Genomic DNA, 25,436 nt, shown 5'->3' with positions numbered 1-25,436 from the left:
CCCGACCTGCACGGTCGGGCGGGGCGTTGCAGAGACCTAACCGATTGACGGTCCACCACTCGGGCGTGGTGCTGGGTGACAACCGTCACGCTCCAGGCCGCTTCCGCCAAGACCAGAAGTACCACCAGGAGCAGCTGGGATGGATCGACATCGCCTATCACCTCGGCGTTGACAAAAATGGCAACATCTATCAACTTCGAGCACCCGAAATTTCGGGAGATACTGCAACGGACTATGACACGTCAGGACATTTCCTAGTGCTGTGTGAAGGTGACTTCGATCAAGAGGAACTGCCGGAATCCCAGCTACAAGGTGCCGCACGGGCACTAGCATGGGCCGCTTTTAAATTCAGTATCCAAACTGAAACGTTGGCGGGTCATCGCGACCTAGCGCGAACTGCCTGTCCGGGCGCCGCTCTCTATGCCCACATCTCCTCGGGTGAGCTCAAGCGGCGCATTGATGCACTAATTTCCGTAGGCGAAGTTGAGCTTCGCTCCTCTTGTGGTCCCGAGGGCGCCGCTGAAGTCGCGGCCATTGAGGCTGGCGCTTGAGCAATGCCTTCACAAGTTATCGCTAGATCAAAGTGGTAGACGAATGTATTCAAGACCGCGTTTATACCTAGAAAGTCGCGCGGATGGCAGCGTCACAGCAACGAGTCGATCATCGATTGACCGTCGCTGTCGGCGCCCGCGGACGCGTCGCTGTTTTGCGCGAACACGATGAACGCCGACTGATGCGTCGAGGTGTTCAGCAGCTCGCTGAAGGAACCCACGACGGGTATCAGACCCATCCGCGATGTTCCGTCGGCGTTGAATGTCACTGACGCTTGTTGCTGAAAGTTGGTACCCTGCAGGGGATTTCCGCTGGGCGCGCCCACATCTCGAACGTTGGTGAGACCGGTCGTCGACAGGCTGCTCAATCGACTGATGTCGCCCTGCAACACGGCAACGGGGTCGTTGCCGCTGGCCGGCTTGACCTTGATTTCCATTTCCGCGGTGGAAAAGGCGTTGTGCAGCGTCACCCAACCGGGACCCTGATCTCCAACCGTCCAGCCCGGGGCCGGGGTGACCGAGACGCCCTGGCCGAGGTCGATCGCGTCGGCGGTCAACCTCAGCGCCGGTCGGTTGCCGCCCGTGAGAGCGATGGCTCCGGTCACGACGGCCGCGACAGCGAGCACCTGCAGTCCGCGGCCGACTCGGCGCCAGCGGCGAGGGTGGCTTAAGGCGGGCATGGCTGACTCCTCGAGTGGACCGCCGTCAGGGGTGCGGCGGATTTGCTCTCATTTCACTCGGCAACGCACATGCTGTCCATGGCCCGACTCGGAATCGCGATCGGTCAACCGACGGCGGGCGGTGTCCCCCAGCACTCGAGGACTTCACCGATATGACGCAACATCACGTAGCGGTAGTCCTTCTCGGTCGCCTGCGACGTGTGTTCGTCGTACGCGGCCCTCGCACCCGCCTCATCACCCTCGTAGACGGTGTTGGGCACGGGAGGGACACCCGGGTTGGTTGGGTCGTCCACTTCCCCGATCTCGACGGTCCACGATTCGTCAGCCATGAACCCAGGCTAGGGGTTCGTCCCGTGTCCATCGCGTTCGGTGTGGGTCTCGCGGCACGACTGCATCAGTAAGTTGGCCTACGTGAGGTCATCCCTGCGCCGATGCGCCGTGGTCGCGGCTGCGATCGCGACGGTGCTCCTGCTGGTGCAGTGCAGCCCCGCGTCGCCACCTCACGCGGTCACATCGGCGCCGTCCGTTTCGCCGTCCACGTCCGTCGCGGCGGCGCCACCCACCAGCGCGCCGCCGGCACCGGTCGCTGCGACGGTGCAGCCGGTCACGGCCGCCGATCTCGGCACGACCTGGCAACCGGGTTGTCCCGTCGAACCGGAGCAGCTGCGGCGCGTCGAGGTCGACTACCTCGGTTTGGACGGCCAAACCCACCGCGGCCCGCTGATCGTGCACCAAGATCTGGTAGCGGATGTCATCGCGATCTTCGACCAGCTGCACCGGCTGGGCTATCCCGTCGACAAGATGCAGACGGTCGACCACTACCCGAACGCTGACGACGAATTGTCCATGGAGGACAACAACACTTCGGCGTTCAACTGCCGCCGCATTCCGGGCACCGACGATTGGTCGCCGCATGCTTACGGTCGGGCCATCGACATCAACACCATGCTCAACCCGTGCCTCTATGTCAGCGGGTATTTCGAACCGCGCAACGCAGCGGCCTACCTGGATCGCACTCGCACCGACCCCGGGCTCTTACACATCGGCGATCCAGCCGTCCTCGCCTTCACCGATCGTGGCTGGCGGTGGGGTGGCGACTGGAACGCCCCCCTGGACTATCAACACTTCGAGCGGGTCTAAAGGCCCAAGGCCCTCGCCGTCACCGTAGCCACCTCACCGCGCAGATCCGACATCGGTGGACTGCCCCGCGTATGGATCGAGTTCGCGAGCAGCACGATGTAGGTGTTCGAGGTTGGGTCGATCCAGATCGAGGTTCCGGTGAAGCCGGTATGGCCGAAGCTCCCGATCGGGAAGACCATGCCGCGAGTTCCCGACAAGGGCGTATCGATGTCCCAGCCGAAACCCCGCAGGTTCTGCCCGGGGATTGCCGGATAGCGCGCCGCCAGCAACGGATCCCAGGTGTTCAAACCCTTTGCGATGTCGGTTCGGGCCGCCCTGTTGGCCGCTTCGAGTTGTCCGGCGGAATGTCCCGGTTGTTGGGGTGACGTCATCAACTCACACGACGCTTGGCTCAGCGGAAACTTGCTCGGACGGCCCGCGAGCCGGTCCAACAACGCCTGGGCGAAGGTGCTGACGTCATATGCCGTCGAGAACACCCCGGCATGCCCGGCCACCCCGCCCATACGGCGCGCAGTCGTGTCATGCACGGTGCCCCAGAGCAAGTGGTCAAGGTCGGGATTCTTGCTCGGGTCGGCCCGTCCGTCTTCATCGCGTGCTGTCGGTGCCACCCGGCCCAACAGCTCGGTGCTCCAGGTGCCTGCGGGGCAACCGGCCGACGCCCCGCCCGGCGGCGCGGGTGCCCATCCAATCGCGGCGCCCCGAATCACGTGCGGCCCACAGGCTTTCGCGAGCGGAAGGTAGCGGGTCTCGGTCATGCCGAGTGGGGCGAAGACGTGGTCTTGGACGTAGACGTCCTCGGGTTCGCCGGTGAGTTTCTCGAGCAGCGCGCCGAGCAGGATGAAGTTAATGTCCGAGTAGCGGAAGCCCTGCCCAGGATTCGACTCCAGCGGTGTCGTCAGCGCGCGGTGGATGCCTTCTGCTTTGTCCGGACCGTCCAGGCCCCAGGTGTCTTTGAGCTCCACGTCTCCCGTCTCACCCGAGGTGTGGGTGAGCAACATGCGAACCGTTACCGTGGCGCGCCGCGGATCGTTCTCGGTGTTGAAGTCAGGCAAATACTGCTGAATGGGATCGTCGAACTGAATCTGGCCTTGTTCGTAGAGTTGCATGACGGCGGTCGCGGTGGCCAGGATCTTCGTCAACGAAGCGAGATCGAAGATGGTGTCCTCGGTCATCGGCTCGGCGGGAGCTGGCGATCCGTCCAGCCCTGGTTCACTGGCGAGCTTGCGTGAGCCGTAGGCCTGGTGGAAGGCGATGTCACCGCCGTGCCCAACGACGAGGACGGCTCCGGGCAACTTGTTCGCCGCGATCGCATTGTCGATCAGCTTGGACACGCTCGCGAAAGCGGGCGCGGGCGCCACCTCTGGGAGCTTCGGAACTATTGCGGGAGTAGGTGTTTGGACGACAGCGGTGGTATGCGTGGTCTCGCTTAGCGCTGCGTGTGGTGCATCGCCACGCGAGCAACCCGCAGTGACCGCAAGCAAGACACTTCCCACGGCAACGAGCTTTCGCATTGATTTACTGCCTACCGTCACAACCGCCCCCGCAGCGCGTCCCGTACGCGGCCGTGCACGCGGTCGAGCCGAGCCGCAGCTTCGGCCGCGTCGACGCCCGCAAGCAGCGCGACGATGGCGGTCTTGGCGTGACCATCCGCGGCGGCCAGTGCCCTTGCCGCAGTCTCCTCGTCCACACCGGCCGCGTCGCGAACGATCCGGACCGTGCGGCGGCGCAGCTTCGCGTTGGTCGCGCGCACGTCGACCATCCGCGGTCCGTAGGCCTTGCCCAGCGCGATCATCACGCTGGTGGATATAGCGTTGAGTACCACCTTCTGGCATGTTCCAGCGGTCAGGCGGGTGGAGCCCGCGAGCACCTCTGGTCCGGTCAGCAATTCGATCATGATGTCGGCTGTCGCCTCGCTGCCGGAGTTGTTGACGATCGCGACGGTCAGCGCACCCGCTGCGCGCCCGTGGTTGAGCGCACCGAGCACGAACGGGGTGCGGCCCGACGCGGTGATCCCGACCAGCGCGTCGTCCGCGGTCACATCGGCCAAATCGGCGACGTCAAAGGCGTCTTCGGCGCCGTCGATGGCCTGGGTGAGTGCCACCGGCCCGCCGGCGATCACGCCTCGCACCAGGTCGGTGTTGAACGTCGGTCCGCATTCCGCCGCATCGAGCACGCCGAGCCGACCGGGCGTCCCGGCGCCGGCGTAGATGAGGCGGCCGCCGCGCGCTAGCCGTGCGGCGATGGCCTCGGCCGCTGCGGTGATCCGCGGGAGCGCCGCGACCACGGCGCCGTGCGCCTCGCCCTCGGCGGCCACGAGCAGGGCGACGATCTCGCCGATGGACCGGGTGTCGAGGTCGTGCAGGTCCGGCCGGACGGCCTCGGTGGTGAGCGCATCGAGCCGATCCGTGCTGTCGTTGGCCCGCACGCGGATGACGTGCGGCTCGTGGATAGCTGCTAGCCGCAACGCACCCTCAAGCGCGTCACCAGCGGGTGGGATGGCGTCGATGTGCTTGCGCAGCGCCGGCATCTGAGCCAGGCCGCCGACCATTGCCACCGGGCCGTCCCCCACCGCGCGGGCGGTCGCGGCGAGCGACTCGGCGGCAGCTTCGACGATCACTGACGCCACGGCGTCGTCTTCGGCAGCCAGGACGTCAGGCGCGAACGACGCGAGCATGGCGGCGTCGGCGAGTTGTGCCGGCCAGGTTTGCGGTGGGCCGAAGCGGGCGGTGGCGGCGTCGACCAACGCGGTGGCTGGGCCGCGGCCGTCGAGTGCACGCAGTGCCGCGCGCAAACCCGATGTGCCAATCCACGCGCCGCCGCCCTCGTCGCCCAACCATGGACCCCAACCGTCGGCGGTACGCATTACGCCGTCGGCGTCGATCGCCATCGCCACGACGCCGGTGCCCACGATCAGCACGGTGCCGGGTTTACCGTCCAGCGCGCCTGCGTGCGCCGTCACGGCGTCGCCGGTCACCGCGACCCGCTTGGCCCGCACTGAGCGCAGCAGCGCCTGACCCAATGCCTGCGCCGCGTCCGGAGCCGTCAAAGCGCCTGCGGCGCCCACGATGAGTTCATCGACCGGCCCGAACTGCTGCGCGACGGCCAGGATCGCCGCTTCGGCCCGTCGCACTCCGCCGGTGAACGCGATCCCCGGCGCGCCTGGACCCTCGGCCCTGCGGCCGGCTGCGGCGGCCCGACACGACGTCTTGCCCAGGTCGATGGAGAGGATCACCGAACCCATGTTTTCATGCGACCGCGCGTCCGTATTGCCCTTTTCTCTCTAGTCTGGGCAGAAGAAAGGACGAGCACCGATGAGCATCGACGACGACTCCGTCACCACGCTGGAGGACCTCCGAGGGGACCTGGCGCAGCGTTACAAGTGGACACCGACCAGCGGAAGCTCGGTCGACAGCTCAGTGGTCGAGGCCGACATGGCGGCCCTCGACCGCGACGGGTATGTCATTTGGGAGAACCTGCTCAGCGCTGAGGAATGTCGGCAAATCCGAGAGGACGTGCGCCCGTGGCTGGGGCACACCGGACGCAACTCGTTCGAGGGTCGGCGCACCCAACGCATCTACAGCCTGCTCAGCAGGACGCGTTTGTGCGACCGGCTGGTCGATCATCCCCGGGTGTTGGCGGTGCTTGATCGGATACTGATGCCCAACTACCTGCTATCGGCGTTGCAGGCCATCAACATTCAGCCGGGCGAGGACGCGCAGCTGGCCCACCATGACGACGGCTTCTATCCGGTGCCGCGTCCGCGAGACCCGTTGGCGGCGGCCACCATCTGGGCGATCGACGACTTCACCGCCGACAATGGCGCCACGGTGATCTATCCGGGCAGCCATCGCTGGGGCAAACGCCGCCCCGGTCCTGACGATCATGCGCTGCCCGTCGTCATGCCCGCCGGCTCGTGCGTCTTCTTCGTGGGCACCCTTTGGCATGGCGGCGGCGCCAACACTTCGTCCGCTGACCGTCTTGCCGTCACCGCGCAGTACTGCCAACCGTGGCTGCGCCCCATGGAGGCTTTCACCCTGTCGATCTCGCGCGGCATCGCCCGAATGGTCTCCGACGACATTCGCCGCATGCTCGGCTACAGCATCCACCCGCCGTTCGTCGGCGCGGTCGACGGCCTGCACCCGCTGCGGCTGCTCGAGACCGGAGAAGACGCGTAGCTTGTTGCGATGAGTTCGGTCCGTGTCGCCGGTCGATACTTATGTGACTGAACAACAACTGGTCGCTACGACCACAATTGATGCCCCACTCGAAGTGATTTTCGACGTTCTCGCGGACCCGAGCACACACGCCGCCATCGACGGCACCGGCTGGGTACGCGAACCCGTCGACGGTGAACACTTGCGCTCGCTCGGGCAGATCTTCCGGATGGCGATGTATCACGACAACCACCCGGACAAGGACTACGAAATGGCCAACAAGGTTGTCGTGTACGACCCACCGCGGGCCATCGCTTGGGAGCCCGGCCAGGAAGTCTCCGCCCGCGGCTTTCTCATGGATGCGCCCAAGGGGGAGAAGTTCGTGTTCGGCGGCTGGATATGGCGGTACGACCTGAGGCCGGTCGGACCGTCGGAGACCGAGGTCCGGTTGACCTACGACTGGTCAGGGGTACCGTCTGACCGCAGGGACATCGAGTTCCCACCGTTTCCCCGGTCGCATCTAACCGATTCGCTGAGCAATCTTGCGGCGCTTGCTCTGCGCGCTGCGCCGGCATAGTCGCACGTGCCCACCTCGTAGCGACAACTCCGGCGAACGGACGTCAGGCCGCGATGAGTTCTTGACCGATCTGTTGCCAATACTGGGGACCATCCAGGGTGAGGATGGTCCAGTCGTGGATCTGCCCGTTGCCCAGGACGAAGTAGAAGGGGGCGGCGTCCGCCTTCGCGAATTCCTGAAGTCTGAAGACATCGGGCGAAAGTATGTCTAGGTTGCCCGAATAGACGTACGTCGTGGGAAATCCGGGGGGTAAGTTCGAGACCCCATACAGCGGACTGACCATGGGGTCCATGATGTCGAGACCGTTTGCCCATGCTCTACCGATTTGCTGCGCAGGCCCAACCGGGAGCAGCGGGTCCTGCACGAATCCGATATTCGGGTTGGTCATTCCCAGATCCAGCCAGGGCGACAGCAGCACCATGGACGTCGGCAATGCGCTATAGGTGTTGGGATTAGCCGCCATGTATTCGACTGCCGCTAGCGCCAGGTTGCCACCTGCGGAGTCACCGATGACGCTCACGTGCGGGTGCGCAGGAGTGATCATCGAGGAGATGAAATTCGACATCAGCGGTACTACCGTGCCGGCGGTACCGCCCTGCTGTAGCAAGGGATAAATCGGCACTTCAAACGTCGCGCCGGTTTGGTAAGCCATTACCGAGTAATTGATCCAGTGGAAAATTGAGGGTGGAAGAATAAACGCACCACCATGGATGGCGACCACGTAGTCGCCGGTCGGATGTGCCGGCGTAATTTGCACAACGCTCATCCCGTTGTATGTGGTGTACTGCACCGTTTCACCGAGCAACATGTTCAAGAACGGTGGCGGAGAATTCCCAATCAACCACGACAGCGGAGGCGGCAGCTCCGCGCCCAGAAACGACAGTATCGGCGAACCTGGCACCGACAACTGCGGTTCGATCCCGGACAACGCCAGGATAGGCTTCACCGGGTACAGCAACGCTTCTTCAAACCTGGTGATCAACGACGGGGCGCCGGAGAAGCCACCTGTCTGGCTGGCCGGGAACGGCGGAGCAGCCGGCGCTCCGAAAATCTGGGTGAAGAAGTAATTGGAGATCTCGGAGAATTCGGTGGCAATCGTCGTCGGGAGCTGCTGAATCCCCTGCTCGACTCCGAGCACTGCCTGCTCGAAAGCCGCCAGTGGTGAGACACTGGCCGCCTCGGCGGCGGCGTACGCCCCGCTGGCGTTGGCCAAGGCCTGCACGAACCGGTCGTGAAACAGCGCCGCCTGCGCGCTGAACGCTTGGTAGCCCTCACCGTGTGCGGAGAACAAAGCGGCGATCGCCGCCGAAACCTCATCCTCGGCGGCGGCTAGCACGCCCGTGGTCTGCGCCGCCACGGCAGCGTTAGCCTCTTCGATCGTGGACCCGACTTCAGCCACATTTGCCGCTGCCGCAGTGAGCCACTCCGGAACGACCACCACCGATGACATAAGGCTGACCCTCCATATCGCCCGCACGTGCCGCGGATGGCGCTTCGCCTTCGGCTGTTGCGCCGAGGAGAACTCGCCCACCCCCGCTTCACTGCGACTCTCAACGAGTCGCAGACCCCAACGGAATTTATCGCTCGCGGCGGCAGTCCGCTAGCAAAATTTTCAGATTTGGTTATCGGGTGGGCCGAACGCCTTCTCCAGCAGTCGCGGGAGCAGATCTACGCCGTGCCTGATCACCGCCTGACGGGTAGTGTTTGCGCGGCTTGGCCAAGCGGACCCGAGCAAAGGAAGCGGTGTGATCACACGTTTGTTTCGAGGGCTTGCGCTGGTCGGTGTGCTGCTGGTGGCTTCGCTGATAGTCGCGGACCCGGCGCTGGCGGCGTCGCCTCCCGCACCGGGGATACAGGTCAAGGATCAAGACTCGAAATGCACCGCAGGTTTTGCGGCCCAAGGCGACGACGGTAGCTACTACTTGTTCACCAGCGGTCATTGTGATCACGCCGAGGGCTCGCTGTGGACTTACGACGGAGACGTTCCGCTCGGGAAAATCACCGCGAGCGAGCACGAAACTGACCGACAAGATGCGGCCATCATCCGCCTTGAGCCTGGTGTCGGCGTGCCGGTGGGCGGGGTCGGCGGCAGACGGGTCCGAAACGTGTTGAGCAGTAACCAAATCCAGGTCGGCGCGCCGTTCTGCAAACTCGGCGCAATCACCGGCGAGACGTGCGGCCCCGTCAAGGACATCGACGGCGATGTGGTTATCGCCAGCGTGCCCGCCCAACCCGGCGACAGCGGTAGCGCGGGTTTCGTGAAGAACTCGGACGGCAGCGTCAGCGCGGTCGGCATCTTGGCGGGTTCGTATGGTGACGATCTGAACACCACCGTCTACATACCCGTGCAGCCGCTCCTCGGCAGATGGGGTCTGCGCATACTGCCGTGAGCTGCGCCGCGCGTGAACCTGGAGACGACTTACTTTTGGCGCTGTCACTGACTCGCCAGCCGGGCTGCCTGACCCAATCGCTGTGACGCGAGTAACGGCATCCGTTTCGTAGCCCAATACGTCTCTATGGGCGAAGCATCAACGATCATCGCCCCCAGAAAGGCTGCATCGAGACATGACTGCTGATCCACAGATCGCCCCTGCTGCCGCCCAGATGCACCAATTGCTCGCCGGTTTCGAGGTGTCCCAGGCTCTGTACGTTGTGGCAGAACTGGACATCGCCACCGTGTTGCTGCAGGGCCCGCGGCGTGTCGACGACCTCGCAACCAGTGTCGGCGCGAACGCTGATGCGCTCGAACGGCTCATCCGGTTTCTCGTACCGCTGGGCGTGTTCCACACGTCAGGCCGCGACGTGGAGCTCACCGAACTGGGCCGCACACTCGCCGATGGTCCGGCCGATTCGATGCGCGACGTTGCGCGCTACCTCATGCGAACCGACTACGCGCCATTCAGCCGCCTGCTGCATACCGTACGCACCGGCGACGCAGCCGCCACCGAATATCTCGGCCAACCGTTCTTCGACTGGATCAACGCCACCGAAGGTCTTGCCGAGTTGCAGAACGCCGCTATGGCAGGCTTCACTACGGGCGGCCGCGGCGACCTACTGGACCGGCTTGAGTTTCCGAGCGGAGACACGATCGCCGACATCGGCGGCGCCGACGGCACCCTGCTCGCGGAAATCCTGCGCCGGCTTCCCGGCCGACGCGGCATCGTGTTCGACACGCCCAGCGTCGTCGCGGCAGCCACCGCGAAACTGGCTGCAGCCGGACTCGCCGACCGAACTACCACCGTCAGTGGAAATTTCTTCGACAGCGTTCCCGCTGCCGACATCTACGTGCTGTCGGCCGTCCTGCACGACTGGGACGACGCCTCGGCGCTGCGCATCTTGAACGCTATCGGCGGCGCTGCCAACCCAGGCGCTCATCTGCTCCTATTCGAGTTGGTGGTGCCGGAGGACGACGCACCGCATGCCGCCAAGATCGTCGACTTCACCATGATGACGATGCTCGGGGGTCGCGAGCGCACCGAGTCGCAGTGGCGACGACTCCTCGACGAGGGCGGCTTCACCCTGGATCGGATCACTTCGGGCTCGGGCATGTACTGCGCTATCGAGGCGACCGTCTGTCGACGCTAGCTGCAAAAGCTGCTTTACAGTGAGCCGCGCGATTCGCTCAGTCGCCCTCATCGTCAGGCCTCGAGCGCTCCTGAAGCTCGAGCAGCGCGTCGGGGTCGCCCTCCACTTGCAATCGGCGTCGCCCGCCGTCTTCCGTGGCAACAGTGATCGGTAATTCTTGGCCGCGCAGGCTCTTTGGGGCCACGAGCAGCTGCAGTTCGTCGGAGTCGACGAACAACACCGCATCGTCGTGCGAAAGCTTCCATGGATGGCCATCGGTGGGCCACCGTCCACCGACCACCCGAATGTCGTTGCGGTCGGCCTCTTCTTCTTCGTCCGCCTGCACCACGACGCGGTCAACCCACAGCTTCGCCGGCACCGGACGGAAGTAGACCGCGAGGCGCTGACGGTTGAGATCCACCTCGACCGGCATGCCGACCGGAGGAAGCGAGGTGCCCTCAGGTTGGTCGTTCAGCGATTTCTTGACCTGACGCGAGCCGAGCCCGGTGCCGAACCAGTCAAGGGTCAACACGGTGGTGATGTACTGCGCGATCGCCAGGGTCAGCAGACCCCCCGCACCGGCAGCCCCGACGCCGGCCGCCCCCGCAACCCAAGTCACCGGCAGCGCAAGCAAACCGACGACAGCCGCCGCGCCGGCAGCCGTAGCGACTTTGCCGCCTGCGGTCAGACTGAAGTCCGCGTTCACCTCCGGCTCAGAGGTCTGCGTCGGCCGCACCCCCACCGTTCTCGGCAGCTGATCGAATCGCTCGCTGACGCGCTTGACTTCCGCTTCGTACTCTTCGTTGGTGATTTGACGGGCGCGCTTCTTGAGGCCGGCGAGGTTCAGCGTCTCTTCGAGAAGCTCGATGGTATCGACCTCGTCGCGCACCAACTCCTTTCCCTTCGGGTCACGGGGTATGTCATCGAGACCCATTTCGTAGGTCACCTTGAAAGTGGCGTTGAAGTCGTAGAGCTTGGTTTCAGCACTCACGGTGCCCTCGATGACCAGCCGGCCGTCCTGGCTGCGCGGCACGATATCGGCACCTAGAGCGTCGAGGCTGCGGTCTTGGCCGCCAATACTGATCGTCTTCGGACCGTCCAGCAGACACGGCGCATCGGGGTCGAAGTCGCTTTCTTCCAGATCAAAGCTTTTCATCACGGTGTCACGGACCTGGCGCAGGATGCTCCACCCGGTGACGGCCAGAGCCGTCTTCTCGCAGGGGTTTTCGGCCAGCACCGATGCGGGCAACTCCTCCCCCGACGGTAACTCGCGCAGTGTTTGCAGCTGCACCACCATGGATTCTTCAGTGGTCCCGCCGACGTCGAAGCGCTGCACAATGGCGTCGAGCGCCTTGAACGTGCTGTCGTCCTGCGCCTCAGGGTCGACGTCCACTGGCGACGGCAGTAGTTGCTGAATCCCATTGTCGCCCATAGCTTCCAGTTGCGGTCGAACCGCATCGGCGATTTGGGCGGCAAGCGAGTCGAGCACTCTGGTTCTCGCTTCGTCGTCGGAGATGCTGGGGTGCTGGACCTTTTCCAGATTGACCATCAGCTCCCCAGCGATGCTGTGGGTGATCCAGTAGGCCTCGGCGTAGTCGAGTTCCCAGCTGACTCGGGGGTCTTGTCCGGCGAAGACGGTGACCCCATCGTCACGGCGTTCGACGTGCGGGCCGAACAGCCACCCGGTGTACTGGTCGGTCAAGGGTGTGGCGACCAGCGTAGGAGCATCCTGGGCAGTGAAGTTGAGTGCGATCGTCTCCTTGCCCTGCTCGATTTGGTGGGGCTCAAGCTGGTCGTGAATCGTCAACCGCCCGAACAGCGGAATCTCGTTGTACGGGATCTCGCGCGATTCCCCGGCACGCGGACCGTCGGGGATCGTGACCGTCGCCGGGGGCAGCGACACCAGCGGGATACAGGTCACCGCATCGATCACGATCTTCGAATCGAAGATCACCAGGTCGATCGCGAAGTGCCGCAGTGGATCGCGGCGCTCACCGTCGGTCTCCTCCTGCCACAAGCGTTGATGAGAATCGAGGACGAACCAGACGCGATCCAGCGTGACGTCGAGGGTGGCGGTCGCGGAGTAACCGGTCCCGTCGACGGACTCGGTGTACTTGTCGCCGCTGAACATCTCGACCGTCTGGTCCTGCACGCGTTCGCGGTGAATCTCGATCATCGTGTCGGGGCGATGCATGTCGTGACTCCGTCTCTCGGCGGCGCGCATAGTGGTGTCCCCGCGCGGGTGGTTGGCCGGCCCTAATGATTGCGGTTCAGCCGGCTTGGGGAAGCTTTACCCAAAATCGCGTGTTTCGAGTCAGAAGGCCGAGTCGCGCGAGGGAAAACGGTGGACGAGCGCTGAGTTGCCTTCGGAACGTGGCGCCGCGGACCCAAGGGCGTGCGGGTGCAGATGCAGGAAGTCAACGCACGACGAGAAGGAGGCCCCCGATGGCTAATCGCGCTTACGCCACGCGAGGATTGTAGGCGCGGCGCCCGGTTTCGCGGCATTCAGCGCGGCTCGGCACAGACCGACGACTCTAACCTTTTAGAACAACATTGCGTAGAACGGGATCCCCCGGGTGATGAACCGCCGCCGACTGCTCTGGCCCTGGGACCATTTTATGTGGGAATCGGATGCGAGAGGACATGTCACCGATTGGATGCCGCGCAGCTTTCCGACGATCGCTCATCGATGACGGGCATTCATGACCACCAAGCACGATCTGCGCCCGGGCACCCTGCGGTGAACGACGCGCGTACGGCGATTAGCGCGTGAGACGCAGCCTCAGCAACCAAGACACGATATCGCTATCGGCCCTCACCAACCCCATGAATTAACCCCAGCAACAGCTGAAACAGCAGTAACTTCAGTTGGTCTGTGGCTGCAAAACGTGCGTCTGATTCGCTCACTAGCAAACGCGACCGCGCGTAACGTTTCGTAGACAAGACGCTCGACTAAAGGGGAAATCATGATCAGGGGGTTGATCATCATGTCGGCAGCGGCAGCACTCGCCGTGTCGACGTTGGCCGCGCCCACCGCTGGCGCGCTTCCGCGGGGATGTGAATCCGTCCCGTGGGGATTCTTCGGCACCCAAACACGCCAGATATGTGACGGACCTATTCGGCCAGACGGCTCGTGGACGCGAGAGCGGATCATCGGCGTTCCGGCGCACTACGTCAATGCATCATCCAGTTGCTCTAGCGGCAGCTATTCCAGCCACTGCACCTACTATCCGGGCGGCTGGGTTGGTGACCGGATTCAGTCTGACGAGACCTATCCGGTGACGCCGGATACTGTGCTCCCCGATGAGCCAGGCCACCTTGGTTAGGCGAACACGAGAAGCGCGCTACCGCCCCGCGCGGAGGTTGGGGCCGCAATCGCGCGGAGGTGATGGCGTCGAAGCCTCAAAGTGATTAGCCGGCAACGTGGGAAGAAGGTACCCCAGCCCTTAATTTGGCTCCGCAGAATTCACGCCCCAAGTATGGTGCGTGGATTATGACCCAAGCGACGCCGCCAGGCTGGTATCCCGACCCAACCGGAGCGCCCGGTACACGCTACTGGGACGGCAACCACTGGACGGCCACTCCACCGCCTCCTGCGCAGCCGCCTCGTAAACGGCACGTGTGGCCCTGGGTCCTGCTTGCGGTGGTGGTGTTGTTCTTCGGCGGATGCGGTGTCTTGATCCTCGCTGTTGGCTCATCTGTTAACAGCAATCACCACGCGACTGACGCCACCACCGCGAATGTCGGTCAGGAAGTTAGAGACGGCAAGTTCGCGTTCGTCGTGAAGAACGTCCGCACCTCCAAACAAGAGGGCTTATCAACGGCGCGAGGGGAGTTCGTCATACTCACCATGACCGTGACCAACATTGGCCAGCAACCTCAATCGTTCTTCGTGCAGAATCAAAAGCTCGTCGACACCGCCGGCAAGGAGTACGCCGCCGACTCGATGGCGGCATTGGAAATGAACCGCAGCGAGAATGGCGACAACAATTCCATGCTCACCGATATGAACCCCGGGTTCACCGTCACCGTTCTCGTGCCGTTCGACGTCCCACCCGGCACAACGTTTAAGGCGGTAGAGCTACACGATTCGGTCTTCAGCGATGGGGCGAAAGTGAAGCTCTGATACGGGCCCCCGATTCGCCAGACTTCGGCGGCGGCTTGGGCGCTGCGCGGGTCCAGGTGCCGTACACGTCGGCCGTGGTCCGATTCGGGACCGTGGTGGGCGTTGGATGACCGGCAGCGGTGGGCGATGCGGAATCAGCCAGCTCGCGCACTCTGCCGCAGATTGTGGATCCGCGGGCGCGACAGAAGCTAGCGCGACGGCCGGTCATCAGACGTTAGTCCGATAGATCGGGGCCGCACATCTGACCCGTCGACCTCCGCGTTTGCTAAGAGTACTCACGAACGGCGGTCGCCAACCGACTGGTCAATGGTGGAGCTGCCGGGAATCGAACCCGGGTCCTACGGCATTCCCTCAAGACTTCTCCGTGCGCAGTCCGCTATGCCTCTGCTCGGATCTCCTGGTCACGCGAACAAGCCAGGATGACGATCCCAGTCGCTGTGAGTGTCCCGATAAGTCCCGCGACCGAACTCATCGGTTGATCCCTCTTGATGACGCCAGGGTCCGGGTCGAGGGCGTTCCCGGTCTGACGGACTTGCTGTCGCTTAGGCAGCGAGAGCGAAGTCGCGCTGAGTGTTCTCGGCGCTTAATTGGTTGCAACGACGCTTACGGTGGTCTCTTGCCTGCACCGGCACGCTTCCCTTGATTCGATGCGCGAAGTCGAAACCGTTCAGCCCCTCGCATCCCCGCCGATTTCCAGCGGGACAATCCATGTTACGCCCCTACCAACAGCTGGCAACGCAACTAGCTTCCCGACGGCCGAGTGCCCCCGGTCACGACCGGGGGCACTCGGGTCAAGCCGTTGAGTGTGGGGGTTATGGACGAAAACCTGGCCTTCGCCATACCCATGGCCCACACTCGGCGCGAGCGACTAGTTGATGCCGACGACCTCTTGGGCGATGGCAGCAACGCGGGTCTGCGCCGCCGAGACGATGCGCTGCCGGTTCTTGTGCGCCTCTTCGTAAGCGATGATGATCCGCACGTCAGTCGGGTTGCTCAGATCCTTGATGGCAGCCACGGCGTCGCTGATGTTCAGGTCGTCGTAGTTGCGGATCGGCAGTTCCTTGGCGTCCAAGACACCGACCGATTCGCGGCCGGAGTGCAACGCGTCGGCGGCCTTGTCCGCGCCCTCCGAGCGGGTGACCCGCTCCGCGGCACGCAGGGCAGCACTCTGCGAAGCGGAAAGCGCCTTCGCGGCGATCTCGCTGGCGTTGCCGCCACGCTTGACCAGGTCGTTCAACGCCGGACCGGTCGAGCGGAGGGCATCGACTGCCCGGTCCACACCACGTGCCGACCACGACACGGGCAGGTTGACCAGCTTGACCGCGGTGCCGGCGGCAGCCTGCAGCGGGGTGCGACGCAGCGCAGCCGGGCCGCCCAGGGCGTCCTCGGCAAGCACGGTGGTGAGCCAGTCGACGGTCGCCGAGTGGGCGGTGATCAGGCGCTCGGCCAGCTCGACGATGTCCTGACGCTTGGCAGCAACGGCCAAAGCCTTGGTGTAGCGCGCGCGGTCCAGCAGCTGGTCCTCAAGCGCGAGGTCACCCAGCAGCGCCTCGTCGAACGGTGCGGCCTGCTCGGTGAGGGCCTTCACCGCCGCAGCGGCGCGGCCCAGGAAGGGGCCGATCACGTCGGGGTAGCCGCCCAGCTCACGAATGGCCGTCTCGATGGCCTCAGCGCGGTCCCGACCGTTGGAAGCGTTCTGCGAAAGTTCGCGGCGAACGGCCTCGGTGCGGGCCTGGGCAACGCGAGTCTCGGCTACCTGAATTTCGGTGTTCGTCAGATCGAGCAGAGTGCGTAGCTGCGCGAGCAATCTGGTCGTATCTGGTGCAGTCATAAGAAAATGGCCTCCTTGGCTTTCGGATTTTGTTTGGCGCGAGCGCGCCGGTGTCTTTCGGCTACCCGTCCTGGGCGCCGATACACCATCTGCTGCCAAGGTGTGACATATCTCGCTTAACTCCGGGACGCGAGCGTCTCCGCTAATCCGGGGCAGACTATATAGATAGCCAAACAGATTGTCAGATCACGAAGTTGAGGCGTCCGACTATTTGGCGGGCAACGTCCGAGTCACCACCGAGTTCCACGTTCTGTGGGCGGGCCGGGCACATCGGACGACCGCCGGCGAGGCGGGTGAACTGCAGTCCGTCCAGCCGAATCGTCGCGGTCGGCCCCTGATCGCCGAAGTCGTCGACCACCTGAGCCCGCCCGTTGACGCGGACGCGGATGTCGCGTGCCAGTGGCCCAGTCAGTTCGAACAGAACCCGGGTACCGTCGGGCACTTTCGCGAGCTTTCCGACGACGAAGCCCATGGTGGCCGCAATCTCGTCTACCGCCAATTGCGCTGCCGGAACGCCGAGGTCGTCGTCCGACGACGGCCGGTTGAGCGCGACGCGGATGTCTTGCTCATGCATCCAGCAGTCGAAAACCCTTACCCGCATGAATCTTCCGTAACTGTCCGGACCCACTGGAGTGGCAGTGACCGCGTTCCAATCACGATCCGACATGCCCTCCAATGCATTACGCCGCTCGCTCGTTATTGCGCGGAAGCGCGCCAGCACATCGGTCCCGGAGTGCTCTCGCAGGTGGCGAACCCAGCACTCGTTCATCACGCCAATGTCGTTACGCACGTGGTCGAGTGCGGCCACGTCGATGTCTGGTTGCGGCGCACTGACACCCGCCAAGAACGACTCCGTGCCAATCATGTGTGCTACCAACGCCTTCACGTCCCAGCCCGGCAGCGGACTGCTCGCAAGCCACTGGTCTTCGGAGAGGCCGACCAACATCGCATCGATTCCGTCCCAGACGGAGAAGAGGCTGGAGAGGACCTCAGACTTGTTCAGTTCGGTGACGGGTCGGCCAGCCATGTTCGGATACTAGGCGGACGATCCTCAGCTCATGCCCTTGGCCCGGCGTCCCAGCTCACGCAGCACTTCGCGCTGGGCGTCGCGGCGCGCCAGGTCCTGGCGTTTGTCGCGGGCCTGCTTACCGCGGGCCAACGCGAGCTCGACTTTGACCTTGCCCTCGGTGAAGTACAGCGACAGCGGCACCAGGGCGAAGTTTCCTTCCCGGATCTTGCCGATCAACGCGTCGATCTGCCGGCGATGCAGCAGCAACTTGCGGTTGCGGCGCGGAGCGTGGTTCGTCCAGCTGCCGTGCTGATATTCCGGGATGTGCAGGTTGCGCAGCCAGATCTCCCCGTCATCGACGGTGGCGAACGCGTCGGCCAGCGAGGCCTGCCCCTCGCGCAGGCTCTTCACCTCGGTGCCCTGCAACGCGATGCCGGCCTCGAACACCTCGAGAACGGCGTAATTGTGGCGGGCCTTGCGGTTGCTGGCGATGATCTGTTTGCCACCGCGCTTGGCGGCCGCCTTGGCGCCACCGGCCTTGTTGGACACCGCTATCGCCGCACGTAGAGGCGCAACGTCGCGTACGCCGTCAACCCTGACATCGCCACGCCCAGCACCAACAACACCGGTGAGATATAGAAGATGTCTGCGTAGTCGACCCGGGCGATCAGATTCGCTTGGTAGAACTGATTCAACGCGTTGTCCAAGAACAGCGCACGCACCACGATCAAACCGCCGATGGCGATGACGACACCGATCGTCGCGGCCAGGGTCGCCTCCACCAGGAACGGCAGCTGGGTGTACCATCGGCTGGCACCGACCAGACGCATGATGCCGATCTCCGTGCGCCGGGTGTAGGCGGCGACTTGGACCATGTTGGCGATCAGCAGAATCGCCCCGACGGCTTGCACCAGCGCGACCGCGAAGGCGGCATTACTCAATCCATCCAGCACGGCGAAGAGCCGGTCGATCAAATCCTTTTGATTGAGCACGGACAGCACGCCGGGCTGGCCGGTCATCGCGGTGTCGAAGTCCTTGTGCTGCTCGGGGTTGTCGAGCTTGACGATGAACGACGCCGGGAACGAATCCTTGCCCGCGACGTCCTTGTATTGCGGGAACTTGCGGATCGCGTCGTCGTAGGCCTGCTGCCGGTTGAGGAACCGCACCGATTTGACGTCGGATCGCTTCTCGATCCGCTCCCGCAACGCCTTGCACGCGTCGGTGTCACACGTCGGGTCGTTGGCCGAGACGTCGTCGGTCAGGAAGACCTGGGTTTCGACCCGGTCCAGGTAGATCGCTCGCGAGTTGTCCGCCAACCGGACCACCAGCAGACCACCGCCGAACAGGCCGATCGAGATCGCCGTCGTCAGGATCATCGCGATGGTCATGGTGACATTGCGACGAAACCCGGTCAGGACCTCGTTGAGCAGGAAGCCGAAGCGCACTAGCGATCCACCCCGTAGACGCCGCGCTGCTCGTCACGGACCAACCGGCCCAAGGACAGCTCGACCACGCGCTGCCGCATCGAGTCGACGATGTGGTGGTCGTGTGTCGCCATCACCACCGTCGTCCCGGTGCGGTTGATCCGCTCCAACAAATCCATGATGTCCTTACTGGTGTCTGGATCGAGGTTGCCAGTGGGCTCGTCGGCCAGCAGCACCAGTGGCCGGTTGACGAAGGCGCGGGCGATCGCGACGCGCTGCTGCTCACCGCCGGACAGCTCGTGCGGCAACCGGTTGGCCTTCCCGGACAGGCCCACCGTGTCGAGCACCTCGGGCACCACCCGGTTGATCGCGTCGGCGCGCTTGCCGATGACCTCCAAAGCGAAGGCGACGTTGTCGTACACCGTCTTCTGCTGCAGCAACCGGAAGTCCTGGAAGACGCAGCCGATCACCTGCCGCAGCCGCGGTACGTGCCGGCCCCGCAGCTTGTTGACATGGAACTTCGACACCCGGACATCACCGGTCGTCGGCGTCTCGGCGGCCAGCAGCAGCCGCATGAACGTCGACTTGCCCGAGCCCGACGGTCCGATCAAGAAGACGAACTCACCCTTGTCGATCTTGACGTTGACGTCGTCCAGCGCTGGGCGTGCCGACGATTTGTACTGCTTGGTGACATGTTCCAGGGTGATCATCACGGCACGCCAGTGTAGCGGTGAGGTCGCGGGGCAAGCGAAATTCAGCTTGCCGGGGGCGACGAGGTGGGGGTCGGGCCGGGGCCGGGCAACTGCCCCGGTGGCGGGCTGGGGGTGCTGGTCGCCGGGCAGAACGGTGGCGGCAGCAGGCACGGCGGCGTCGGCAGGGTGAACGGCGGCGACGTGGTCGTCGTGGTGGTCGTCGGCGGCGGCGTGGTGGTCGGGCGCGGCGTGGTGGTCGTCGTCCTGGGCGCCTGCGTCGGCTGGTTCACCCGGGTCCGCGGTACCCAGGTGTAATCCGGATCGGGCACGTAGCCCGGCGGCACCACCTGAGCTGGCGGGGTGTTGGTCTTGGCCGGAGGTTCCGGGCGGTAGGCCTCGTAGACCCACCAGACCGCCAGGAACGCCACGATCAACACCAAGGTGGAGGTACGTACGCGGCCGCCGAAGAGGTGGTCGGGCACGCGCCGCTGCGCTTCTTGGACCCGCTTGGGCAGGATGTTCAGCGATAGCCGCGCCACTACACCGGATCCTTCGCCTTGGCGGCCTCGGCGGCTTCGGCGGCGGGTACGGCGGGATCTTCGACGAGGCCGATCGTTGCGTCAGCTGCCGTCACGATGCCGGCGCGAGCGAGCGCCCGGATGACCAGCACACGCAGTTGCCGACCCGCCTCGAACTGCTTGCCGGGCAACGTGCGCGCCACCAGTCGCAGCGTCACGGTGTCGACTTCGATGCTTTCCACCCCCATGACCGTGGGCGAATCCAGCAGCAACTCCCCGAGCACCGCGTCGTCGCGCGCGCGCTCGCATTCCTGGTGCAAGACCTCGTTCACGCGGTTGAGGTCGGCGTTGGTCGAGACGGGGATGTCCACCACCGCACGAGCCCAGTCCTTGGACAGGTTGATCGACTTGACGATCTGGCCGTTCGGAACGGTGAACAACTCTCCGTCGGACGAACGCAGCTTGGTCACCCGCAAGGTGACGTTTTCGACGGTGCCGGTGGCGTCCGTCGTGGACCCCTGGATGGTCAGCTTCACCAGGTCCCCGAAGCCGTATTGGCGCTCGACGATGAGGAAGAACCCGGCGAGCAGGTCCTTGACCAACTGCTGGGCACCGAAACCGAGCGCGGCGCCGACCACCGTGGCCGGCGCGACCAGGCCACCGACGGAAAACTGCAGGACTTCGGCGATCTGCATGATGACGACGATGCCGATGAGCACGATCGACACCCACGAGATCACCGAGGCCACGGCTTGGCGGTGTTTGGTCGCCTCCGAGCGCACTAATGCGTCGCTCTCGGCGAAGCCGAGGTCGAGTTGCTTTGTGACCCGTTGTGCCACCCAGTTGACGAACCGGGCCGCCAGTACCGCCGCGATGAGCAGCATGACGACGCGCAGTCCCCGGGTGATGATCCATTCACCTATTTGGCCGCGCCAGAAGTCGTGCCAGCGCTGAGCCACGGACATGGCAAGAACAGTGTTATTAGTTGTCATCTTTTCGGTTGCGCCACCGGATTCCCGCTTCCAGGAACCCGTCGATGTCTCCGTCCAAGACGGCCGCCGGATTGCCCACCTCGTACTCGGTGCGCAGATCCTTGACCATCTGATAGGGGTGCAGCACGTAGGACCGCATTTGGTTACCCCAGGAGCTGCCGCCTTCGCCTTTCAAGGCGTCCAGCTCCGCGCGCTCTTCTAAACGCTTGCGCTCCAACAGTTTTGCCTGAAGCACCCGCATCGCCGCAACTTTGTTCTGCAGTTGCGACTTCTCGTTCTGGCAAGTGACGACAATACCCGTTGGGATGTGGGTTAAACGAACCGCCGAGTCGGTGGTGTTGACCGATTGGCCGCCGGGGCCGCTGGAACGGTAGACGTCGACCCGCAGGTCCCCTTCGGGGATTTCGATGTGGTCGGTGGTCTCCACCACCGGCAGCACTTCGACTTCCGCGAAAGACGTTTGACGTCGACTTTGGTTGTCGAACGGGCTGATCCGCACCAGCCGATGAGTCCCTTGTTCGACCGACAATGTGCCATAGGCGAAAGGCGCGTGCACCGCGAAGGTGGCGCTCTTGATTCCGGCCTCTTCGGCGTAGGAGGTGTCGAACACTTCGACGGGGTATTTGTGCTGCTCAGCCCAGCGGATGTACATCCGCATCAACATCTCTGCCCAGTCGGCCGCGTCCACCCCGCCCGCACCCGAGCGGATTGTGACCAATGCCTCACGTTCGTCGTACTCACCGGACAGCAAGGTGCGCACTTCGGTGGCTTCTATATCGGCGCGCAACGCGGTGAGTTCGGCGTCGGCTTCGGCGCGCGCATCGGCGGCGGCCGAGCCTTCCTCCTCGGCCGCGAGTTCATACAGCACCGGGAGGTCGTCGAGGCGACGTCGCAGATCTTTGATGCGGCGCAACTCGCCTTGCGCGTGGGAAAGCTCGCTGGTGACCTTTTGCGCCCGCGTCTGGTCGTCCCACAGATTCGGGTCGGAGGCCTCGTGTTCGAGCTTCTCGATGCGGCCCTTCAAACCGTCGACGTCAAGCACCCGCTCCACCGTGGTCAGGGTGGAGTCGAGGGCGGCAATATCTGCTTGACGGTCAGGTTCCACAGGCGCCCACGTTACCGGCATCAACGTTTAGCATCAGGAGACCATCGTGTGCACCGCGCGACTGCGGCCCAATTCTCGAACAGCCCCTTGCGCCGCAGCCGGGCACGGACAGAAGGTTCGAAGATGCGTCCATATCACGTAGCCATCGTCGGCTCCGGACCCTCGGGGTTCTTCGCCTCCGCTTCTTTGCTGAAGGCGGCCGACACCTCGGAAGAGATCGACGTGGCCGTCGACATGCTGGAGATGTTGCCGACCCCCTGGGGACTGGTCCGCTCGGGCGTCGCGCCCGACCACCCCAAGATCAAGTCGATCAGCAAGGCCTTCGAGAAGACCGCCGAAGACCCCCGATTCCGCTTCTTCGGGAACCTGGTGGTCGGTGACCACGTGCAGGCCGCCGAGTTGGCCGAGCAGTACGACGCCGTCATCTATGCCGTGGGCGCCCAGAGCGACAAGCCGCTGAACATCCCCGGCGAGGACCTGCCGGGCAGCGTGGCCGCCGTCGATTTCGTCGGCTGGTACAACGCCCATCCTCATTTCGAGGAGTCGACGCCGGACTTGTCGGGCGCCCGCGCGGTCGTGGTCGGCAACGGCAATGTCGCTATCGACGTCGCGCGGATTCTGGTCACCGACCCCGACGTCCTCGCGGCCACCGACATCGCCGACCACGCGCTGGAGTCGCTGCGCCCGTGCGGTGTGGAGGAAGTCGTCATCATCGGGCGGCGCGGCCCGCTGCAGACCGCGTTCACCACATTGGAGCTGCGGGAGCTGGGAGAACTCGAGGGGGTCGACGTCATTGTCGACCCGGCGCAGCTGGAAGGCATCACTGACGAGGATGCGGCCGCGGCCGGCAAGACCACCAAGACCAACATCAAGGTGCTGCGTGACTATGCCCAGCGAGCTCCCCGGCCCGACCATCGCCGCATCGTGTTCCGGTTTTTCACCTCCCCGATCGAGATCAAGGGCGAGGACCGGGTCGAAAAGATCGTGCTGGGGCGCAACGAATTGGTGACTGACGAGACCGGACGAGTGTCGGCCAAGGACACCGGTGAGCGCGAGGAGTTGCCGGTGCAGTTGGTGGTGCGCTCGGTCGGTTACCGCGGCGTGCCGACCCCGGGCCTGCCGTTCGACGAGAGAAGCGGAACCATCCCTAACACCGATGGCCGGGTGGAAGGCAGCCGCAACGAATATGTCGTCGGCTGGATCAAGCGGGGACCGACCGGTGTGATCGGTACCAACAAGAAGGACTCGCAGGACACGGTCGACACATTGCTCGACGACCTGGCGAAGGCGGGCGACCTGGCAGACTTCGGCGATGACCATGCCGACAAGTTGCTCGAATGGCTGAGTTCGCGGCAGCCGAAGCTCGTGACATCGGCTCACTGGGAGATCATCGACCGCTTTGAGCGCGACGCGGGCGAACCGCACGGGCGGCCGCGGGTGAAGTTGCCCAGTTTGTCGAAGCTGCTCGACATCGGGCACGGCTGATCAGGGATCGAACAGAACGCCAGGGTTGAGAATCAGCGCCGGGTCGAGCGCGGCCTTGGCCGCACGTAGCGCGGCCGCGAACGGGTCGGGACGCTGCCGGTCGTACCAGGGACGATGGTCGCGGCCTACCGCGTGATGGTGGGTGATGGTGCCGCCGGTGGCGCTGATCGCTTCGGAGACAGCGGCTTTGATCTCGTCCCACTGGGTGTCGAGCGAACCCCATCGTCCGCCCGTGTAGATGCCGTAGTAGGGGGCGGGGCCATCGGGGTAGACGTGGGTGAATCGGCAGGTGACCACGCCGACGCCACAGATCCGTTCTATTGCGGTTCGGGCGGCGTCGGTCACCGCGGCATGCAGCGTGTCGAATCCGTCCCAGGTGCAAGCGGTTTCGAAGGTTTCGGCGATGACGCCGCGGCGCGCGAGGGCGTCTCGCTGGTACGGCATCCGCAGAAACGCCGAGCGCCAGCTTTGGGATGCATCGGATCGCGGTGCGTCGCTTCGGTTTTCGCCCCCGCGACGCGTGATCACAGAGCCGCCGTGACCGGCAGCGATCTCGACGGCGCGGTCGAGCCACGGTTCGATCGGGTGGTCGGCGGACTCGAATGCCAGCACCAAGAGGCCGCCGCGCACCGGGGCGCCGGCATTGAGGAATGCTTCGGCCGGGTCCAACAGTCGGCAGTTGGCCGGGTACAGCCCGGCTTGTGCGATGGTGCGGGTTGCGGCGACCGCATTGGGCCAGTTTTCGAACGCTACGGACGCAGTGACCTGCCACTTCGGCCGAGTCTGCAGCCGCATCCAGGCTTCGGTGATGACACCCAACGTGCCCTCGGAGCCGATGAAGAAGCGGTCCGGGGACGGCCCTGCACCCGATCCGGGCAGCCGACGCGATTCGCTGATGCCGACCGGGGTGACGACCCGCACCGATTGGGTCAAGTCGTCGATGTGGGTGTACAGGGTGGCGAAGTGCCCGCCGGCGCGGGTAGCCAACCAGCCGCCCAGGCTGGAGAAAGCAAACGACTGCGGGAAGTGCCGCAGCGTCAGATCGTGCGGCCGCAGTTGGTCTTCGATCCAGGGCCCCAGCGCCCCGGCTTGAATGCGAGCGGCGCGGCTGACCGAATCGATTTCGAGTACCGCGCTCATCGTGCTGACGTCCAACGTCACCGCGGGTTGGTCGAAACGGGGTTCCACACCGCCCACCACTGAACTGCCGCCGCCGTAGGGAATGACCGAAATGCCTTCGCGGGTACACCAATCCAGTACGTCGACGAGGTCTTGCTCGCGACGGGGACGTGCGATCAGGTCGGGTACATGGTCGAGGCGGCCCTGGAGGTTGCGGGCGACATCGCGGAATGCCTTGCCGCGTGCGTGTCCCGCGCGGTCAACGGGATTGGTCGAGCACATCGCCGCCAGTGAGGCCGGCGCGGTGATTCGCGGGGCGGGCAACCCGAGAGTGGTCGGGTCGGGGGGACGATGGTCGGTCAGGTCGTGCCCGGGCAGCAGGGCGGCTACCCGCGCCTCCAGGTCCCTCGTCTCCTGTTTTGTGAGCGCCTGCTCATCGGTGCCCCAGCCCCACCAGGAACGCATCGAC

At 64.5% G+C, this 25,436-nt stretch carries 24 protein-coding genes, 1 other RNA gene and 1 pseudogene; 9 read left to right on the top strand and 17 right to left on the bottom strand.

Annotation, left to right across the window (positions count from 1 at the left end):
* Positions 1–65: 65 nt before the first annotated feature.
* Entirely contained in the window at positions 66–551 is a 486-nt protein-coding gene (locus I2456_RS28385; protein WP_241007891.1) for a peptidoglycan recognition protein family protein, read from the top strand.
* Between the two features lie 92 nt (positions 552–643).
* Here the strand turns inward: I2456_RS28385 and I2456_RS07770 are convergent, their stop codons facing one another.
* Complete coding sequence (locus I2456_RS07770) at positions 644–1,231, bottom strand: hypothetical protein (RefSeq protein ID WP_085074094.1); 588 nt, start codon at positions 1,229–1,231, stop codon at positions 644–646.
* A 104-nt stretch (positions 1,232–1,335) separates the two neighbouring features.
* Entirely contained in the window at positions 1,336–1,560 is a 225-nt protein-coding gene (locus I2456_RS07765; protein WP_068163304.1) for a hypothetical protein, read from the bottom strand.
* 82 nt (positions 1,561–1,642) lie between these two features.
* Here I2456_RS07765 and I2456_RS07760 point away from each other — a divergent pair, with 82 nt between their 5' ends.
* Positions 1,643–2,371 carry a M15 family metallopeptidase gene (locus I2456_RS07760; protein WP_241007890.1) on the top strand — a complete coding sequence of 243 codons (729 nt, stop codon included), beginning with the start codon at positions 1,643–1,645 and terminating at the stop codon, positions 2,369–2,371.
* On the opposite strand, the gene I2456_RS07755 is transcribed toward I2456_RS07760, so the two are convergent.
* The 3 genes and pseudogenes from I2456_RS07755 to I2456_RS29100 all read right to left on the bottom strand — a co-directional run.
* Entirely contained in the window at positions 2,368–3,882 is a 1,515-nt protein-coding gene (locus tag I2456_RS07755) for a serine hydrolase domain-containing protein (RefSeq protein ID WP_085074095.1), read from the bottom strand. The genes I2456_RS07760 and I2456_RS07755 overlap by 4 nt on opposite strands.
* A 17-nt stretch (positions 3,883–3,899) precedes the next feature.
* The gene (locus I2456_RS29105; RefSeq protein ID WP_371869929.1) at positions 3,900–4,796 is read right to left on the bottom strand and encodes an N-acetylmuramic acid 6-phosphate etherase; all 897 of its coding nucleotides are present in this window, start codon (positions 4,794–4,796) and stop codon (positions 3,900–3,902) included.
* Between the two features lie 129 nt (positions 4,797–4,925).
* Positions 4,926–5,612: pseudogene (locus tag I2456_RS29100) on the bottom strand (N-acetylglucosamine kinase); the annotation flags it as partial.
* 70 nt (positions 5,613–5,682) lie between these two features.
* On the opposite strand from I2456_RS29100, the gene I2456_RS07745 reads away from it, so the two are divergent.
* Both I2456_RS07745 and I2456_RS07740 read left to right on the top strand, forming a co-directional pair.
* On the top strand, positions 5,683–6,546 hold the full coding sequence (locus I2456_RS07745) for a phytanoyl-CoA dioxygenase family protein (RefSeq protein ID WP_085074096.1): 864 nt from the start codon (positions 5,683–5,685) through the stop codon (positions 6,544–6,546).
* Positions 6,547–6,589: 43 nt separating this feature from the next.
* On the top strand, positions 6,590–7,102 hold the full coding sequence (locus I2456_RS07740; protein WP_085074097.1) for an SRPBCC family protein: 513 nt from the start codon (positions 6,590–6,592) through the stop codon (positions 7,100–7,102).
* A gap of 43 nt (positions 7,103–7,145) precedes the next feature.
* Here the strand turns inward: I2456_RS07740 and lipY are convergent, their stop codons facing one another.
* Positions 7,146–8,552 carry a triacylglycerol lipase LipY gene (gene lipY / locus I2456_RS07735; RefSeq protein ID WP_085074098.1) on the bottom strand — a complete coding sequence of 469 codons (1,407 nt, stop codon included), beginning with the start codon at positions 8,550–8,552 and terminating at the stop codon, positions 7,146–7,148.
* Positions 8,553–8,847: 295 nt separating this feature from the next.
* On the opposite strand from lipY, the gene I2456_RS07730 reads away from it, so the two are divergent.
* Positions 8,848–9,492 carry a S1 family peptidase gene (locus tag I2456_RS07730; protein WP_085074099.1) on the top strand — a complete coding sequence of 215 codons (645 nt, stop codon included), beginning with the start codon at positions 8,848–8,850 and terminating at the stop codon, positions 9,490–9,492.
* A 175-nt stretch (positions 9,493–9,667) separates the two neighbouring features.
* Positions 9,668–10,687: a methyltransferase gene (locus I2456_RS07725; protein WP_085074100.1), complete on the top strand. Its 1,020-nt coding sequence runs from the start codon at positions 9,668–9,670 to the stop codon at positions 10,685–10,687.
* Between the two features lie 37 nt (positions 10,688–10,724).
* On the opposite strand, the gene I2456_RS07720 is transcribed toward I2456_RS07725, so the two are convergent.
* Positions 10,725–12,860, bottom strand: coding sequence for a hypothetical protein (locus I2456_RS07720; protein WP_085074101.1), 2,136 nt, complete (start codon positions 12,858–12,860; stop codon positions 10,725–10,727).
* A gap of 772 nt (positions 12,861–13,632) precedes the next feature.
* Between I2456_RS07720 and I2456_RS29095 the strand changes: the two genes are divergently transcribed.
* Both I2456_RS29095 and I2456_RS07715 read left to right on the top strand, forming a co-directional pair.
* On the top strand, positions 13,633–13,992 hold the full coding sequence (locus I2456_RS29095) for a CDGP domain-containing protein (RefSeq protein ID WP_085074102.1): 360 nt from the start codon (positions 13,633–13,635) through the stop codon (positions 13,990–13,992).
* 167 nt (positions 13,993–14,159) lie between these two features.
* Positions 14,160–14,792 carry a DUF4352 domain-containing protein gene (locus I2456_RS07715; RefSeq protein ID WP_085074103.1) on the top strand — a complete coding sequence of 211 codons (633 nt, stop codon included), beginning with the start codon at positions 14,160–14,162 and terminating at the stop codon, positions 14,790–14,792.
* A 307-nt stretch (positions 14,793–15,099) separates the two neighbouring features.
* Here I2456_RS07715 and ssrA read toward each other — a convergent pair.
* The 9 genes from ssrA to prfB form a co-directional block, all read right to left on the bottom strand.
* Positions 15,100–15,467: a transfer-messenger RNA gene (gene ssrA / locus I2456_RS07710) on the bottom strand.
* Between the two features lie 193 nt (positions 15,468–15,660).
* Positions 15,661–16,623, bottom strand: coding sequence for a hypothetical protein (locus I2456_RS07705; RefSeq protein ID WP_085074104.1), 963 nt, complete (start codon positions 16,621–16,623; stop codon positions 15,661–15,663).
* Between the two features lie 181 nt (positions 16,624–16,804).
* Positions 16,805–17,650 (bottom strand): maleylpyruvate isomerase family mycothiol-dependent enzyme, encoded by an 846-nt coding sequence (locus tag I2456_RS07700; protein WP_085074105.1) that lies wholly within the window; start codon positions 17,648–17,650, stop codon positions 16,805–16,807.
* A 24-nt stretch (positions 17,651–17,674) separates the two neighbouring features.
* Positions 17,675–18,181, bottom strand: a complete 507-nt coding sequence (gene smpB / locus I2456_RS07695) for an SsrA-binding protein SmpB (RefSeq protein ID WP_068033281.1) — start codon at positions 18,179–18,181, stop codon at positions 17,675–17,677.
* Positions 18,182–18,183: 2 nt separating this feature from the next.
* On the bottom strand, positions 18,184–19,077 hold the full coding sequence (ftsX, locus tag I2456_RS07690) for a permease-like cell division protein FtsX (protein WP_068033280.1): 894 nt from the start codon (positions 19,075–19,077) through the stop codon (positions 18,184–18,186).
* Positions 19,077–19,766: a cell division ATP-binding protein FtsE gene (gene ftsE / locus I2456_RS07685; RefSeq protein WP_068033330.1), complete on the bottom strand. Its 690-nt coding sequence runs from the start codon at positions 19,764–19,766 to the stop codon at positions 19,077–19,079. The genes ftsX and ftsE overlap by 1 nt, the downstream gene beginning before the upstream one ends.
* A 44-nt stretch (positions 19,767–19,810) precedes the next feature.
* On the bottom strand, positions 19,811–20,287 hold the full coding sequence (locus I2456_RS07680; protein WP_085074106.1) for an Rv3103c family proline-rich protein: 477 nt from the start codon (positions 20,285–20,287) through the stop codon (positions 19,811–19,813).
* A complete protein-coding gene (locus tag I2456_RS07675) occupies positions 20,287–21,258 on the bottom strand; it encodes a mechanosensitive ion channel family protein (protein ID WP_068026313.1) in 972 nt (323 codons plus the stop codon). The genes I2456_RS07680 and I2456_RS07675 overlap by 1 nt, the downstream gene beginning before the upstream one ends.
* The gene (gene prfB, locus I2456_RS07670; RefSeq protein WP_085074107.1) at positions 21,248–22,363 is read right to left on the bottom strand and encodes a peptide chain release factor 2; all 1,116 of its coding nucleotides are present in this window, start codon (positions 22,361–22,363) and stop codon (positions 21,248–21,250) included. Before prfB ends, I2456_RS07675 begins: the two co-directional genes overlap by 11 nt.
* Before the next feature lie 123 nt (positions 22,364–22,486).
* Between prfB and I2456_RS07665 the strand changes: the two genes are divergently transcribed.
* Complete coding sequence (locus I2456_RS07665) at positions 22,487–23,848, top strand: FAD-dependent oxidoreductase (RefSeq protein ID WP_085074108.1); 1,362 nt, start codon at positions 22,487–22,489, stop codon at positions 23,846–23,848.
* Here I2456_RS07665 and I2456_RS07660 read toward each other — a convergent pair whose 3' ends face one another.
* Positions 23,849–25,432: an FAD-binding oxidoreductase gene (locus I2456_RS07660; RefSeq protein WP_085074109.1), complete on the bottom strand. Its 1,584-nt coding sequence runs from the start codon at positions 25,430–25,432 to the stop codon at positions 23,849–23,851.
* Positions 25,433–25,436: the final 4 nt, after the last annotated feature.

Origin of the sequence: Mycobacterium kubicae (genome assembly GCF_015689175.1) — a bacterium.
Taxonomy (GTDB): domain Bacteria; phylum Actinomycetota; class Actinomycetes; order Mycobacteriales; family Mycobacteriaceae; genus Mycobacterium; species Mycobacterium kubicae.
The sequence above is the reverse complement of the archived record's forward strand: the minus strand, read 5'-3'. Positions and strand labels throughout refer to the sequence as shown.

What these genes read in the sequence shown, in the direction of transcription:
- I2456_RS07745 (WP_085074096.1), top strand. Translation starts at nt 5,683, where the DNA reads ATGAGCATCGACGACGACTCCGTCACCACGCTGGAGGACCTCCGAGGG.
- ftsE (WP_068033330.1), bottom strand. Translation starts at nt 19,766, where the DNA reads ATGATCACCCTGGAACATGTCACCAAGCAGTACAAATCGTCGGCACGC.
- I2456_RS07665 (WP_085074108.1), top strand. Translation starts at nt 22,487, where the DNA reads ATGCGTCCATATCACGTAGCCATCGTCGGCTCCGGACCCTCGGGGTTC.
- I2456_RS07755 (WP_085074095.1), bottom strand. Translation starts at nt 3,882, where the DNA reads ATGCGAAAGCTCGTTGCCGTGGGAAGTGTCTTGCTTGCGGTCACTGCG.
- I2456_RS07770 (WP_085074094.1), bottom strand. Translation starts at nt 1,231, where the DNA reads ATGCCCGCCTTAAGCCACCCTCGCCGCTGGCGCCGAGTCGGCCGCGGA.
- I2456_RS07660 (WP_085074109.1), bottom strand. Translation starts at nt 25,432, where the DNA reads ATGCGTTCCTGGTGGGGCTGGGGCACCGATGAGCAGGCGCTCACAAAA.
- lipY (WP_085074098.1), bottom strand. Translation starts at nt 8,552, where the DNA reads ATGTCATCGGTGGTGGTCGTTCCGGAGTGGCTCACTGCGGCAGCGGCA.
- I2456_RS29095 (WP_085074102.1), top strand. Translation starts at nt 13,633, where the DNA reads ATGATCAGGGGGTTGATCATCATGTCGGCAGCGGCAGCACTCGCCGTG.
- I2456_RS07715 (WP_085074103.1), top strand. Translation starts at nt 14,160, where the DNA reads ATGACCCAAGCGACGCCGCCAGGCTGGTATCCCGACCCAACCGGAGCG.
- I2456_RS07705 (WP_085074104.1), bottom strand. Translation starts at nt 16,623, where the DNA reads ATGACTGCACCAGATACGACCAGATTGCTCGCGCAGCTACGCACTCTG.
- I2456_RS07765 (WP_068163304.1), bottom strand. Translation starts at nt 1,560, where the DNA reads ATGGCTGACGAATCGTGGACCGTCGAGATCGGGGAAGTGGACGACCCA.
- I2456_RS07725 (WP_085074100.1), top strand. Translation starts at nt 9,668, where the DNA reads ATGACTGCTGATCCACAGATCGCCCCTGCTGCCGCCCAGATGCACCAA.
- I2456_RS07700 (WP_085074105.1), bottom strand. Translation starts at nt 17,650, where the DNA reads ATGGCTGGCCGACCCGTCACCGAACTGAACAAGTCTGAGGTCCTCTCC.
- I2456_RS07720 (WP_085074101.1), bottom strand. Translation starts at nt 12,860, where the DNA reads ATGCATCGCCCCGACACGATGATCGAGATTCACCGCGAACGCGTGCAG.
- I2456_RS07675 (WP_068026313.1), bottom strand. Translation starts at nt 21,258, where the DNA reads ATGACAACTAATAACACTGTTCTTGCCATGTCCGTGGCTCAGCGCTGG.